General features: G+C 63.0%; 11 protein-coding genes. 4 read left to right on the top strand and 7 right to left on the bottom strand.

What is annotated here, in order from left to right; translation table 11 throughout:
* Positions 1 to 27 precede the first annotated feature (27 nt).
* Entirely contained in the window at positions 28 to 1,002 is a 975-nt protein-coding gene (locus FEZ59_RS19355) for an ABC transporter substrate-binding protein (protein WP_172933051.1), read from the top strand.
* Between the two features lies 1 nt (position 1,003).
* On the opposite strand, the gene FEZ59_RS19350 is transcribed toward FEZ59_RS19355, so the two are convergent.
* Genes FEZ59_RS19350 through FEZ59_RS19330 form a run of 5 tightly spaced genes read right to left on the bottom strand, consistent with a single transcriptional unit; the run spans position 1,004 to position 5,973 of the window.
* Positions 1,004 to 2,044, bottom strand: coding sequence for an ABC transporter substrate-binding protein (locus tag FEZ59_RS19350; protein WP_172933050.1), 1,041 nt, complete (start codon positions 2,042 to 2,044; stop codon positions 1,004 to 1,006).
* Positions 2,041 to 2,892 (bottom strand): ABC transporter ATP-binding protein, encoded by an 852-nt coding sequence (locus FEZ59_RS19345; RefSeq protein WP_044479581.1) that lies wholly within the window; start codon positions 2,890 to 2,892, stop codon positions 2,041 to 2,043. Before FEZ59_RS19345 ends, FEZ59_RS19350 begins: the two co-directional genes overlap by 4 nt.
* A gap of 23 nt (positions 2,893 to 2,915) precedes the next feature.
* Positions 2,916 to 3,965, bottom strand: a complete 1,050-nt coding sequence (gene fepG / locus FEZ59_RS19340) for an iron-enterobactin ABC transporter permease (RefSeq protein WP_019744683.1) — start codon at positions 3,963 to 3,965, stop codon at positions 2,916 to 2,918.
* Positions 3,962 to 5,089, bottom strand: a complete 1,128-nt coding sequence (locus tag FEZ59_RS19335) for a Fe(3+)-siderophore ABC transporter permease (protein ID WP_020970315.1) — start codon at positions 5,087 to 5,089, stop codon at positions 3,962 to 3,964. Before FEZ59_RS19335 ends, fepG begins: the two co-directional genes overlap by 4 nt.
* Positions 5,086 to 5,973: a siderophore-interacting protein gene (locus FEZ59_RS19330; protein WP_020970316.1), complete on the bottom strand. Its 888-nt coding sequence runs from the start codon at positions 5,971 to 5,973 to the stop codon at positions 5,086 to 5,088. The genes FEZ59_RS19335 and FEZ59_RS19330 overlap by 4 nt, the downstream gene beginning before the upstream one ends.
* A 258-nt stretch (positions 5,974 to 6,231) precedes the next feature.
* Between FEZ59_RS19330 and FEZ59_RS19325 the strand changes: the two genes are divergently transcribed.
* Positions 6,232 to 7,890, top strand: coding sequence for an ABC transporter ATP-binding protein (locus FEZ59_RS19325; protein ID WP_230544055.1), 1,659 nt, complete (start codon positions 6,232 to 6,234; stop codon positions 7,888 to 7,890).
* Positions 7,887 to 9,644: an ABC transporter ATP-binding protein gene (locus FEZ59_RS19320; RefSeq protein WP_020970317.1), complete on the top strand. Its 1,758-nt coding sequence runs from the start codon at positions 7,887 to 7,889 to the stop codon at positions 9,642 to 9,644. Before FEZ59_RS19325 ends, FEZ59_RS19320 begins: the two co-directional genes overlap by 4 nt.
* Before the next feature lie 43 nt (positions 9,645 to 9,687).
* Here the strand turns inward: FEZ59_RS19320 and FEZ59_RS19315 are convergent, their stop codons facing one another.
* Positions 9,688 to 10,512 carry an AraC family transcriptional regulator gene (locus tag FEZ59_RS19315; RefSeq protein WP_172933049.1) on the bottom strand — a complete coding sequence of 275 codons (825 nt, stop codon included), beginning with the start codon at positions 10,510 to 10,512 and terminating at the stop codon, positions 9,688 to 9,690.
* 139 nt (positions 10,513 to 10,651) lie between these two features.
* On the opposite strand from FEZ59_RS19315, the gene FEZ59_RS19310 reads away from it, so the two are divergent.
* Positions 10,652 to 12,142, top strand: a complete 1,491-nt coding sequence (locus FEZ59_RS19310) for an acetyl-CoA acetyltransferase (protein ID WP_097387080.1) — start codon at positions 10,652 to 10,654, stop codon at positions 12,140 to 12,142.
* 66 nt (positions 12,143 to 12,208) lie between these two features.
* Here the strand turns inward: FEZ59_RS19310 and FEZ59_RS19305 are convergent, their stop codons facing one another.
* Positions 12,209 to 13,447, bottom strand: coding sequence for an HNH endonuclease signature motif containing protein (locus FEZ59_RS19305; protein ID WP_172933048.1), 1,239 nt, complete (start codon positions 13,445 to 13,447; stop codon positions 12,209 to 12,211).
* Between the last annotated feature and the right edge of the window lie 2 nt (positions 13,448 to 13,449).

Raw genomic sequence — 13,449 nt, 5'->3', positions numbered from 1 at the left:
TTAGTTCGCCATGTTCGGAAGGTTTTCATGAAACTCACCCGCCGGTTCGCCGGATTCGCCGCACTACCCGCCGTCGCTGCACTCCTGCTCACCGGTTGCGGAAGTAGCGACGCATCACCTTCTACCGAGACCAGGACCGCCGACCAGTCCTGGAGTTATACAACGGGATACGGAAACACGATCACCCTCGATCACGCCCCGGAGCGGATCGTCGTCGACGCGTATTCCGCTGCTGCGCTGTGGGACTACGGTATTCGGCCGGTCGGCATCTTCGGTTACGGCGTCGGCAATCCCGACGTCACCGATCATGCCGACGAGTCGACCATGACGGTCGTCGGCCGTGAAGGCGAACTCAGCGCGGAAGCACTTGCGGCACTGGACCCCGACCTCGTCATCGGGTACGGCAACAGCGACGACCCGACGCGATGGACTTGGTGGGACGAGCCGATGGGCAACACCGTCAACAATGTTGCACCGTTTGTCGGCGTCAAGTTCTCCGGAGCCTCGACACCGGACGTATTGAGCGAATACGCCGCACTCGCCGAAGCTCTCGGCGGGAACACCGACACAGCCGCAGCACGCGAGGGCAAGGATGCATTCGAATCCGGTGCAGAGCGCATCCGAACTGCCGCGGCCAAGGTCGACGACATCGAAGTCCTCGCCCTGAACGGTGACAGCTCCGAGTTGTACGCAGGCACAACGGCGCTCGCCCAGTTCGGTTATCTGAAAGAACTCGGTGTGAAGTTCACCGGACCGGGAGGCGACAAAGGCTGGGCCGACCTCAGCTGGGAGCAGGTCCCGGATTACCCGGCGGACATCGTGTTCCAGTTCGCGAAGTCGGCAGAAGCATTCGCAGTATCACCCGTGTTCGTCAAGCTGCCCGCGGTGACCGCGAACCAGGTGATCGACTTCGACGACAAGCGTCCCAACACCTACGCCAATTACGGCGCCTGGTTCGAGCAGGTTGCACAACTACTCGACCAGGCCCGCAACGTCGCCTGAATTACTGCCCAGCAGTGATTCGCCCGGCCGCTTCCTCGAGAACGTCGAGGAAGATGGCCGCGGTGAGCGCAAATCCTTGGTTGTATCGCGCGTCGCTGGTCAACACGTTGCCCGCTTGAACTGCAGGCAACCGCTGCCATGTCGGCTGCGTCTTGATCGCGTCGAGTGCTTCCTGATCGCGAGCTTGGGCGATGATCACATCCGCCGGAGCCAAGGTGTCGAGTTGCTCGAACGACAACTCGAACGAGTTCTCTGCATTGTCGTCGTCACGGAAAAGCACGTCCAGGCCGGCATCGATCGCAACACTGATCCGCAGATTCCGCTGATGCACAAGGAATCCGGTCGGCGTCTGAACGCCGAATACGATCTTCTTTCCGCCCAGCTTCTCCTGCAACATGGGTCGCAGTCTCGCGAGCTTGCCGTCGTACTCCGCGATGGAAGCCTCGGCAATTGCCACACGGTCGAGTTGGCTCGCCTGCGCCATCAGCGCACCTCGCCAGTCGACCGGGTGTCCGGCGATCGGTTCTACGTCGTCGCCGACGACCAACAGCGGCGCGATCGAAGACAAGCGCTCGGTGCCGTACCAGTCGCTCGTGTAGCCGATCGCAGTGGTGACGATCAGATCGGGCTCGAGAGCGAGCAGAGCCTCGAAATTGGTGGAGAAGTCGCCGGCTACGTTGACGAAGCTCGCGTCCTCGATGGTGCGGCCGGGAAACTGGAATCCTGCCTTGGCATCGGGGAACCAGAAGTTCCCCGAACCGACGATCGGGTAATCCATCATCATCGCGAATTCGAGGTCGACGCGTCCGTCCAGCACCACAACACGCTTGGGGTCGCGCGGAACGTCGCCGCTGAACTCGCCCCACGTGTACGGGAGAGCGTCACTGGCCGAGTCCGACTCGGCATCGGAAGTTCCACACGCACTCAGCGCCAGTGCTGCAGCCACACCGGCTGCGCCACCGAAGAATCGGCGCCGTGAAATGCGGTCGACGATCTGAGCCCACTCCGAATCGGTGACCTGCGTATCCAGGACGAGTGTCATACCTTTGCTCCTTCGATGTTTCGCTGACGCTCGCGTCCCAGCGGAATGACAAGTGGTGTGTGGGAAACCGGATCGTCGATGATGCGGCACGCCATGCCGAACACCTCCTGCACCAGTTCTTCGGTGATGATCTCCGCGGGCGGGCCTTCGGCGACCACGGCGCCGTCCTTCATCGCAATGATGTGAGTTCCGTAGCGGCACGCGTGATTGAGATCGTGAAGCACCGCCACCAGCGTGTGTCCGTCGTTCTCGTTCAGATCGCGGCACAGCTCCAGCAGCTCGATCTGATGCGCGATGTCGAGGAACGTCGTCGGCTCGTCCAGCAGCACCAACGGAGTCTGCTGCGCGAGAACCATAGCGACCCAGACACGTTGGCGCTGACCACCGGACAGTTCGTCGACCGGCCTGGCCGACAGATCCGTGACCTTGGTTGCCTCCATCGCCTTGATGACGGCGGCTTCATCCTCCCGGGACCACTGACGGATCAGCTTCTGGTGCGGATAACGTCCTCGCGCAACCAGATCGGCGACTTTGATGCCGTCCGGCGCGATCGACGTCTGCGGCAGAAGCCCGAGTCGCCTCGCGACTTCCTTGGCCGGGTACGACGTGATCGCCTTGCCGTCGAGGAGAACTTTGCCGGTAGTCGGCTTGAGCAACCGCGACAACGCACGCAGAAGCGTCGACTTGCCGCAGGCGTTGGGACCGACGATGACGGTGAAGCCACCGTCGGGGATCTCGACGTCGAGGTGCTCCGAGATGACGCGCTTGTCATAACCGATCGTGACGTCCTCGGCGCGAAGCCGATTCGTCTTCTCAGCCACGACGCCCGCCGCACTTGCCTCGTTCACGCTGTTCCTCGTTCCTTCACCGATCACTGCTTACGGGCCTCTCGCGCGAGAAGCCATACAAAATAGATGCCACCGATGGAGACCGTGACGACGCCGACCGGCAACTGTGTCGGTGCAAAAGCTCGCTGCGCCACCCAGTCGCTGACCATCAGCAACGCGCCACCCATTGCTGCCGACGGCAGCAGGGTCACTCCGGCACTACCGGTCAATCGCCTCACCAATTGCGGAGCCGCCAGCGAGACGAATCCGATCGGTCCGGCCGCTGCTGTCACCATGGCCGTCAGAGCGACTCCGAGAACAACCAGGGAAAGCCGCGTGGGTTCGGCCCGGACGCCGAGCGCCTTGGCGGCGTCGTCGCCCATCTCGAGCATCTGCATCCGCCTGCCCAACACCAGGATCAGCGGAACGAGGATCGCCAGCACGACGACCACCGGCCACACCTGAGTCCAGCCGAGACCGTTCAACGAACCGGCACCCCACACTGCGGCGGCCATGGCGTCGTCAAGTTTCGCCTTGAGAATCATCCAGGTGTTGACCGAGCCCAACATCGCGCTGATGGCGATACCGACGATGATCAACCGAAATCCCTGCACACCACGCTTGTACGCAAGGAGGTAAACCACTGCTGCGGTCGCGATTCCGCCCACCAGAGCACCGACTGCGATCTCGTAGTAAGTACCACCGATGAGGAGGATGACCACAAGAGCGCCCGTGTACGCACCGGAGTTGAAGCCGATGATGTCTGGGCTACCCAACGGGTTCCTGGTGAGCGATTGGAAGATCGCACCGCTCATGCCGAGTGCCGCACCGAGCATCAGCGCCAACAGAACTCGGGGCAGACGCCATTCCACGACGACCATGTGGATACGCGCGGGAGCCTCGCCGAACAGTGCGCCGAGGACGTCCCCGATCGGCACCTGGTAGTCACCACTACCGAGGGCGATGACGCCGATCGCCAGTGCAAGCGCAACGAGGATGAGACAGACCGTGACCGTGCGGACGTCGATCCGCGCGGACCACCCTTCTTTGGGTGAGCGCACCACCGTGGTGGGGCGCCCGAAATCGATGCTCACAGACCGCTCACCTTGCTTCGACGCACCAGCATGATCAGCACCGGAGCTCCGATGAATGCCGTGACGATGCCGACCTGAAGTTCACCCGGGCGCAGCACGATTCGGCCGACGACGTCGGAGAAGAGAAGAAGAATCGGCGAGCACACCAATGTGTACGGGAGAATCCATCGCTGATCCGGTCCGACGAACCATCTCGCGACGTGCGGAACCATCAGACCGACGAATCCGATCGGGCCGGCCGCAGCTGTCGCTGCGCCACACAGCAACGTCACCGCGATGACGCCGAGAATACGAGTGCGAGTGATATTGGCACCGAGCGAACGTGCCAGATCGTCACCCAAAGCCACGGCATTGAGCTGGCGTGCCAACGCGAGCGCCAGGAAGAGCCCGATGAGGATGAAGGGTGCAACAGCCAGAACGATTTCCAAGGAACGCCCGCTGAGTGAGCCGGCATTCCACTGGCGCATCTGGTCGAAGGCGGTCGGGTTGAGCAAGGTGATGCCGGACGAGATGCCGCCGAGCACGGAGCCGATGGCAACACCGGCCAGTGTCAGCCGAATGGGCGTCGCACCACCTCGACCGATCGAGCCCAGCGTGTAGACGATCGCCGTGGCTATCACCGCTCCGAGGAACGCGAACCAGATGTACGACCAGATGCTGGTCAGGCCGAAGACCGCGACGGCGACAACCATCGCAAAGCCTGCTCCGGCATTGACACCGAGAATTCCGGGATCAGCCAAGGGATTTCGTGTCATCGCCTGGATGAGGCCACCGGCCACGCCGAGCGCCATGCCGACTATCAGACCGAGCAGAGTACGCGGCAGCCGCAGGTCACGGATGATCACGTGATCGTTCGAGTCGTCGTAGTTCACCAGCGCGTCGATGACCGTGCCGAACGGAATGGTCTTCGATCCAACCGCAATGCTCAGAAGGAGCACGGCGGCGAGCACCACCAGGCACACCAGAAGACCCGCCATACGACGAGAGTTGGTCGATACCAGGCCGTCCGGTTGCTTCTGCTTCTCTTGCAGCGACTCGTCGATCAGTTCTTCGGTGTGTTTGTCGACGGCTCTCTCGTCAGCCGCACTCTGGTCGACGGCACTCTTGTCTAATCCAACGGTCACAAGCCGGCGCTCTCTAGAGTCTTCTCGACCTCGTCGCGAATCTCTTCCTCGTCGCGGTCCGATTCCCAGGCCGCATCGAGTGCCGCGCGGACACTCTCGTCGAGGGCCTCGTACTTCGCGTTCCAGACCTCTGCCTTGTAGGTCCAGTAGCCGATGACCTTGTACTGCTCACCCGGCAACTTGAGTTCGTGGCGAAGGTACTTGCGGATGTCACGGAGCATCGTGCTCTCGCCTGCCACCCACACGTATCCGAGTTCAGTGGGCAGGTTCATCGCGCGAACCGCGTCCGGCAGCTTCGACGGTGCAACACCGTTGCCACTGCCGACCAGCCAGATGAACTCGACGTCGGCGTCCGAGGTGATCTGCTGCTTGTGCGACTCGTCCACCACCTCGACGATCGCCTTGGCCGACATGCCGGCCGGCAACTGTTCGATCAGACGACCGAGTGCGGGGAGTCCGGTTGCGTCGGCGACGAACACCTGCCAGCGTGCGTCGGCCGGCGGCTCGTAGAGGCCACGAGACTCGCCGATCGCCAACTTGTCACCGATCTCGGCTTTCTGCGCCCAGTCGCTGGCGATTCCGCCCTCGTGAACGACGAAGTCGATTGTCATTCGGCTGGTTTCGGCATCGAACCGTCGCACGGTGTACGGCTGGCACGGGGACGGTTCCTCGCCCTCCGGGTACCGCCAACCGCGCGGTGCGTCCGGATCTTCCGCCGGTAGAACGAACTCGCCTGTAGCCGGGACCGGGAAGTGGAGGCGCAGGTATTCGTCACCGGTACCGGTGGTTTCGAAGGCGGTCAGCTCCTCCCCTCCGAACACGATACGAACCATTCCCGGGGTCACGTACTCCTTGTGAAGTACCTCGCCGAACACAAGACTCACAACAATCTCCAACATCGATGGAACATGAACCGGACCCGAACACGAGGATCAAATCCGACTTCCGGACATAGTTAACCCGCGCTAAGTAAGGTAGACCTTAATTTATTGCAGTGTTGTCGATGAGTCGATGCCTTCTCAGCTGCAACGGGGCCAACTACTATCGCAATTCGGCCAACGCAATACATATGGCCTGTTCACGACAAGTATTGGCACCGGTGTGACTTCTGACTACCGCCCACGATCCCTAGCGTGGACCCAGTGCCTTCGACACCACTTCTTTCGGCCGAGACAAACGGTCCCCCAACCGGCCCGGCGATCACGCCGCGCCAGGTAATCACTCGCGCGATCGCTTCCGAAGGTCGCGGAGCCAAGCTGGCGGCGGCGTCCGTCGGCTTCACCGGCCACCAGGTCGCGGAAGCGTTGGTGCCGGTAGTGATCGGTGCGGTGATCGACCGTGCTGTCGCGACCAGCGATGCCGCCGCACTCGGAAAGTGGATCCTCGTTCTCGGAATTCTCTTCACCGGCTTGTTGCTCAGTTGGCGCTTCGCGGCACGCATCTCCGATTCCGTCACCGAGCACGGTGCGCATCGCTTGCGGATGGACATCGCGCGCCGAGGCCTCGATCCGCACGGCATGTCGCCGCGGCGCATGCCTGGCGAGGTCTACTCGATTGCAACATCCGACGCGGGTTCGGTGGCCGGATTCACCCACACGCTGAGCACAAAACTTGCGGCCGCCTGCGGAGTGCTGACCGCCGCGATTTCGCTTCTGGTGATCTCGGTGCCACTCGGCCTGCTCGTCATTCTCGGTACGCCCCCGGTGCTGGCTCTCATGCAGGTGGTCAGTCGACCGCTCGAACGCCGAGCCGAGACCGATCAATGGCAGGGCGCCAAGGCCGGTGCCCTGGCCGCAGATCTGCTCTCCGGACTCCGAATCCTCTCCGGCATCGGCGCCGGAGATGCTGCAGCTCAGCGGTATCGGGGAGCCAGCCGGACTTCGTTGGAAGCAACCCTTCGCGCACAGAGATACCAAGCGATGTACTCCGCCGCCAATGTTGCGATCGCCGGTGCTTTCCTCGCCGTCATCGCGTACGTGGGTGGACGGATGGCAGCGTCCGGGAGCATCTCGGTCGGTGAATTCGTTGCCGTGGTGGGTCTGGCACAGTTCCTTCGCGGTCCGTTGATCGACATCATCTACTTCGGCGCCGGCCTGGCACGGGCGCGTGCTTCCGCCAACCGCGTCGCAGCACTTCTCGGGACCACCGAGGCTGTGACTCCCGCGGGTGCACCTGTGCCCCTGAATCACTCCGAGTTCCTGACGCTGCGCGACGTCGTGTTGGCCGGAGCGTCACCAGTCGATCTCGACGTCAAACGCGGCGAGATCATCGGCATCGTCACCGAGAATGCCGCATGGGCGGATGCGTTGGTCGACGCACTGGCGCGTCGAATCGAGCCTTCGAGCGGAACAATTCATCTCGGCGACAACGCCATTCACGAGCTGCACATCGACGAACTTCGCACTCACGTTCTGGCAGCACCGCACGACGCGGCACTGTTCATCGGCACAGTCGGCGACAACATCGACGCCCTCGCACCGATCGGTCGCCGCAACGACGAGGCCATCGCCGCTGCCGCCGCAGATCAAGTGATCTCGGCACTGCCGCTCGGCCTCGCCACCCGAGTCACCGAGCAAGGGAATTCTTTGTCCGGCGGACAGCGTCAGCGCATCGCGTTGGCGAGGGCACTGGCGAGCGAAGCGCCCGTCCTGGTGCTGCACGATCCCACCACTGCCGTCGACTCCGTCACCGAAGCGCGCATTGCTCGCGGGATCGCCGAGGTACGCGGGGCGCACGCCACAATACTCCTGACCAGCAGCCCCGTGCTGCTCGATATCTGCGATCGGGTGATCGAGCTGTGAACGAACTACTCCCCACCGCAACACCGAAACAAGCTCGCCGCGCGGCACTTCGGTTGATGGGACCCCACCGGATTTCCGCGATCGCAGCAGTCGTCACCCTGACCGCCGCGACCGCGATCGGTCTGCTCACACCGCTGGTCCTCGGCGCCATGGTCGACGCCGTGACCGACGGAGACGGCGACGCTGTCTCTCGCATCGGCACACTGACTCTCGCGTTGGTCGGCATCGCGGTTGCCTCATCCCTTCTCGTCGGAGTGAGCAACTACCTGCTTGCCGGTGTCGGTGAACGTGTTGTCGCCGACCTGCGCGAAGAAGTTGTCGTCCGGGTTCTCGATCTTCCCCAGAGCGACGTCGAACGCGCCGGGCGCGGAGACCTGGTCTCCCGCATCACCGGCGACGTGCGGTTGGTGACTCGGGCCGTATCCGAAGCACTTCCGGTTTTTGCCACCGCGGCACTGACCATCGTGTTGACGCTGATCGGATTGGGTAGCCTCGATTGGCGATTCGCCGTCGCCGCGGTGATCGCCGCACCCATCCAGATCCAGGCGCTGCGCTGGTACCTCTCGAGGTCGGCACCGGTCTACCGCGAGGAGCGGGAGGCAGAAGGTGCACGTGCGCAACAACTCCTGGACTCGCTGAGCAACTCCGACACCGTCGGATCGCTTCGCCTGGCCCAGCCGCATCTCGAACAGATCGAATCTCGATCGATGGCCGCCGTCCGCCTGAGCTTGTTGACCACGCGTCTACGCACCAGGTTCTTCGGCCGGCTCAACATCGCGGAGTTCATCGGCCTGTCCGCTGTGCTGATCACCGGCTTCTGGCTGGTGAAGGACGGTCAGATCAGCATCGGTGCCGCCACCGCCGCAGCCCTGTTCTTCCACCGCCTCTTCGATCCGGTGGGCGCGGTTCTCAGCGTGTTCGACGAATTACAGGAAGGCACAATCGCGTTGGCTCGCCTGGTCGGAGTCACCCTTGCGCCCGTGCCATCCGCACCGACCGATCCGCAGGAACCTGTCGACAGCTCGGCGTCTTTGGAACGCGTCACATTCTCGTACCGAAGCGGCGACGCTCCTGTTCTGCGAGGCATCGACATCACCCTTCCGGCAGGAACCGTCACGGCACTCGTCGGCGCTACCGGAGCCGGAAAATCGACAGTCGCAAAACTGGTCGCGGGGACCTACGAACCGACCGAAGGCGTCGTGAAGATCGGGACGGTGCCCCGGAACGAACTGCCACCGTCGGCCTCTCGGAGCGTGGTGGCCCTCGTGACCCAGGAGGTCCACGTCTTTGCCGGCACGTTGGCCGAGGATCTGCGGCTGGCCGACCCGTCGGCAACCGACAGCGACATCATCGCAGCGCTCGAAACCGTCGGCGCCTCCGATTGGTTGCGGGCACTCCCGGACGGACTCGAAACCGTCGTCGGAGACGGTGGACACCGGCTGACCGCAACACAGGCACAACAACTTGCGTTGGCAAGAATCGAATTACTGGATCCGCCGCTGCTGATTCTCGACGAGGCGACCGCCGAAGCGGGCAGCGCCGGAGCCAAGGTCCTCGACGATGCCGCTCTGGCTCTGACCCGGGGTCGCACTGCTGTCACAGTGGCACACCGACTCTCACAGGCCGTCGACGCCGATCAGATCCTGGTGATGGACGACGGCCGTGTCGTCGAGCACGGCTCTCACGACGAGTTGGTCAACCTCGGGGGTCGGTACGCGGAACTGTGGGAAGCGTGGTCCGCGCCGCGGCGTTGACCGCGACAGTTGCACCGGGCACTTCCGCCCGGTGCAACCCAACTCAAGCGTGCAGGAGATACGGCACCGATTCGGGAGCCACGCTCCCCTTGTTCATCATGCTGCCGGGTGTCCGGCCGGTGACCCGGCGGAACACTGCGACAAAAGCACTCGGAGTTTCGTATCCGACCCGCCTACTGACAACCGAAACCGGCACGCCAGCAGCCAGGTACGTCAGTGCTGCGCGGACTCGAACCTGAATTCGCCACTGCGCAAAGGTCATTCCCGTACCCTGAGCGAACACACGCGTCAGCGTACGGACGCTACCGCCGGCCGTCAGCGCCCATTCGGACAGCGACCGCTGGTCTGCCGGATTGGCGACCAACGCTTCGGCAACGAACAACGCTCGCGGATCGGTCGGCATCGGAACCTCCACCGCAGCAACTTCGAGCGGCTGCAACATGTCGAAGGCCACCCGCTCGGCGCGACTGCGCGCCTCGTCGGGCATGTTCCGCCGATGCATGTGCAGGAGTACCTCACGCAGGAGAGCGCTGACACCGAACAATTCCGGAACACCCGACGGCGCGGCGTGCGCCTCAGGCCGGAAGTACGTGCAGAAGAACTCGGTACCTGGGCCCGCCTTCACGGCATGCAACGCCCCGGCAGGCAGCCACAGTCCGGCCGAAGGCGGCACCTCCCAGGTGATGCCGTCAGCGACAACCGTGAGCATTCCACCGGAGTTTCCCCAGATCAGCTCATGTTCAGGATGACGATGCGGGGCCCACTGCCGCTGATGAGAGAGCTTCAGAGTCACCGTTGTCATCGAGTAGGGGTGATCGATGGAACGCGGCCCCACGGGCACCGAAATTCTCTCTGCCACAGCTGTCATGAAGACGAGTATAGGACTTTCGTTAGGCATACCTAAATAGGAACCCGAAAATTGTTGACTGTGACCCCAGAGTTACACATACCAGGCTCCCCGATATCGTGACTGCAACTCCCGGCTACGGGTCGGCAACGAGAGGTACATGATGGTTGACGCATCACGAATCCCGGTCATCGTCGGCGTCGGCGATCTGCGCTGGAATCCTGCCGACGGGCACCGCGAACCTCTTGACTTGATTCACGACGCCACCGTCGCCGCATTGAACGACAGTGGACGCGCTGAGCTGGGAACACAGATCGATTCCGTGTTCGCGATCAAGACGGTCAGCTGGTCGTACGACGATCTCCCCGGGCTGCTTGCCTCACGATTAGGCGCGACCCCCACTGTCACCTCTACCTCGCCGATCGGTGGCCACTGGCCGGCGGCACTCCTCGATCGGATCGGCGCGGCCATCGCTCGCGGTGAATCCTCGGCTGCTCTGCTCGTGGGCGGCGAATCGCACGCCAGCAGCACCGCGCTGCGAAAGTCCGGAGTCGCTCCCGACTCGATCGGGTGGACCGCTGCGCCCGGTGGGCCTCCCGGATTCGATCCGGCCGACCTGGGAAGCCCTGAAATGCAGCGCGCCGGTTTCATCGTGCCGACGCGCGTCTACCCGCTCTTCGAGAACTGTTTCAGTGCTTCCGAGGGCCACGGCGCCCGCGAATCGCTCGCCTGGTCCGCGAAGATGTACGCCGCATTCTCGGAACTGGCATCGAAGAATCCAGCCTCCTGGACGTCGGAGATCCGATCGGCAGACGAGATCGGCACCGTCGGACCTGGCAATCGGATGGTCTCCGAGCCGTACCCGCTGATGCTCAACGCCATGCCCTTCGTCAATCAGGCTGCGGCCGTTGTCGTCTGCTCGTTGTCGACCGCCCGCGAGTTCGGGATCGATGAAAGCAAACTGGTGTACCTCTGGGGCGGCGCTGGTGCGAGTGATCCGTTGGACATCCTCAGCCGCAACAGCTTCGACAGCTCGGCCGCGATGCATGACGCCGTACATCGCACACTCGATGGTGCCGGAGTCGGCGCCGACGCACTCGACATCGTCGATGCCTACAGCTGCTTCCCAATCGTGCCCAAGCTGTTGATCCGCGAACTCGGACTTCCCGATACCGCGATCCCAAGCGTCACCGGAGGTCACTCGTTCTTCGGCGGACCGCTCAACAGCTACACCCTGCATTCCGTCGCTGAAGTCACCAGGCGAATTCGCGACGGCGCGAACCTTGCCCTCGTCCACGCCAACGGTGGATTCCTCACATACCAGCACTGCGTACTGCTGTCGGCCGCCGCTCATGCCGACGGGTACGTCGGTGACCCCGACGCACGTGCTTTGACCGCGGAAGCTCCGGAACTGATCACCGATTACCAGGGCACTGCGGAAATCGTCACTGCCTCTGTCGAATACGGTCGCACCGGGGAGCCTGAGATCGGGTTCGTGATTGCAACAACGCCGGACGGCGGCCGTGTCGCCGGTCACACCGGTCCCGAGAATGCCGCCGAACTGACCCAGCTTCGCGGTGACAACCCGGCGGCGATCGGGCGGACCGTTCATATCAGCGACGAGAACGGGAAGCTCACGCTCACGTTCTGACGGTCGACAGCCGTGAGCACCGGGGCATGTTTGTGCCCCGGCGCTCACGTCTTCAGTTGTCGCGATTCACGCCGCGGTGGGCGGACTGTTCCCGCCGATCGGATGCTGGTGCGGATCAACCGACATCGGCGGATAGAACACCGTCTTTCGATCCGGGCCGATCTCCACCCGCCACTCCGTGTGATGCATCGTCCGATGATGATGACCGCACAACAGAACCAGGTTGTCGAGATCCGTTGGGCCACCATCGTTCCAGTGAACAATATGGTGAGCATCGCACCACCCCGACGGCGTCCCGCACCCCGGGAACGCACACCCACCATCCCGAACCGCCAACGCCCGCCGCTGCGGAACCGTCGCTGTTCTTACTTCCTTACCGCAGTCGAGCGGAACACCGTTCTCATCCAACAAGATCCGCGTCACGGTGCAGTCGCAGGCCAGCATCCGGGCAGTGTCGATACTGATCGGACCCACCCAATCCGTCCACGCGAACCCTAACTCCTCGGTGGACGGCAAGAGGTCTTTCAGAACTTTAAGGTCCGTCATGTCCTTGGCCGACGCAGTCACCGTGATGTGTGGTTTCACGCCGCCCTCGATCGGACCCAACCCCGCCCGCTCATACCGGCGCAGGAGTTCGCAGAACCCGTCCGCCCGTCGTAAAGCAGGCGTGCGGGTGTCCTTGACACCGTCCTTCTCCGGTGTCGGAGCGGACAGGCTCGACAGCAGCGTGATCAACCGTGCCCCGTTGACCGCATCCAGATCGCCCTTCACAGACACCCGCCCGTACAAGCCTTTCGAGGCGTAGAACTCATTACGTTCGGAATCCTCGCCGACCGGAACACCGTCCTCACGCTTGCCGTACTGCTTCTCGATCCGCCGGATCGCCGCCCGCACCGCATCACAATCGGCAATGTTCTTCGACGCCAACCCGAGCAGAATCCCCCGGGCCTTGTCCACATCCGCCAGGGTCATGTTCTTCGGCGGATGCTGACAAAACGACGCCACCTGACGCGCCTTCAACGCATCCACATCACCACGGTGAAACGCATCGCCCACAACAGGTTCGAGCATCAACAACCGCGCCAACCCGACCAGCAGACTGCACTCACCGATCTCCAAATTCGTCGAACCGTGCAACCACTGTGCGATCGCCCGAAAACCCTTCCCGCCGAGAACCTCACGGGAAAACATCTCCACGATCAGCAACACCATCCGCGACTGCAACTCGTGCCGGACACGCACCAGATCCAGAACCTCACACTTGAGGCCCTCACCATCCAGCTGCCACGCATCCCGACTGTCCATAC

This window comes from Rhodococcus sp. MS13, from assembly GCF_013277835.1.
Taxonomy (GTDB): domain Bacteria; phylum Actinomycetota; class Actinomycetes; order Mycobacteriales; family Mycobacteriaceae; genus Rhodococcus_F; species Rhodococcus_F erythropolis.
Note: the sequence above shows the minus strand (reverse complement) of the source record. Positions and strands in the feature narration are given on the sequence as shown.

Excerpts from the sequence above, each read along its gene's own strand:
- FEZ59_RS19355 (WP_172933051.1), top strand. The coding sequence starts at position 28 with ATGAAACTCACCCGCCGGTTCGCCGGATTCGCCGCACTACCCGCCGTC.
- FEZ59_RS19350 (WP_172933050.1), bottom strand. The coding sequence starts at position 2,044 with ATGACACTCGTCCTGGATACGCAGGTCACCGATTCGGAGTGGGCTCAG.
- FEZ59_RS19315 (WP_172933049.1), bottom strand. The coding sequence starts at position 10,512 with ATGACAGCTGTGGCAGAGAGAATTTCGGTGCCCGTGGGGCCGCGTTCC.
- FEZ59_RS19310 (WP_097387080.1), top strand. The coding sequence starts at position 10,652 with ATGATGGTTGACGCATCACGAATCCCGGTCATCGTCGGCGTCGGCGAT.
- FEZ59_RS19305 (WP_172933048.1), bottom strand. The coding sequence starts at position 13,447 with ATGGACAGTCGGGATGCGTGGCAGCTGGATGGTGAGGGCCTCAAGTGT.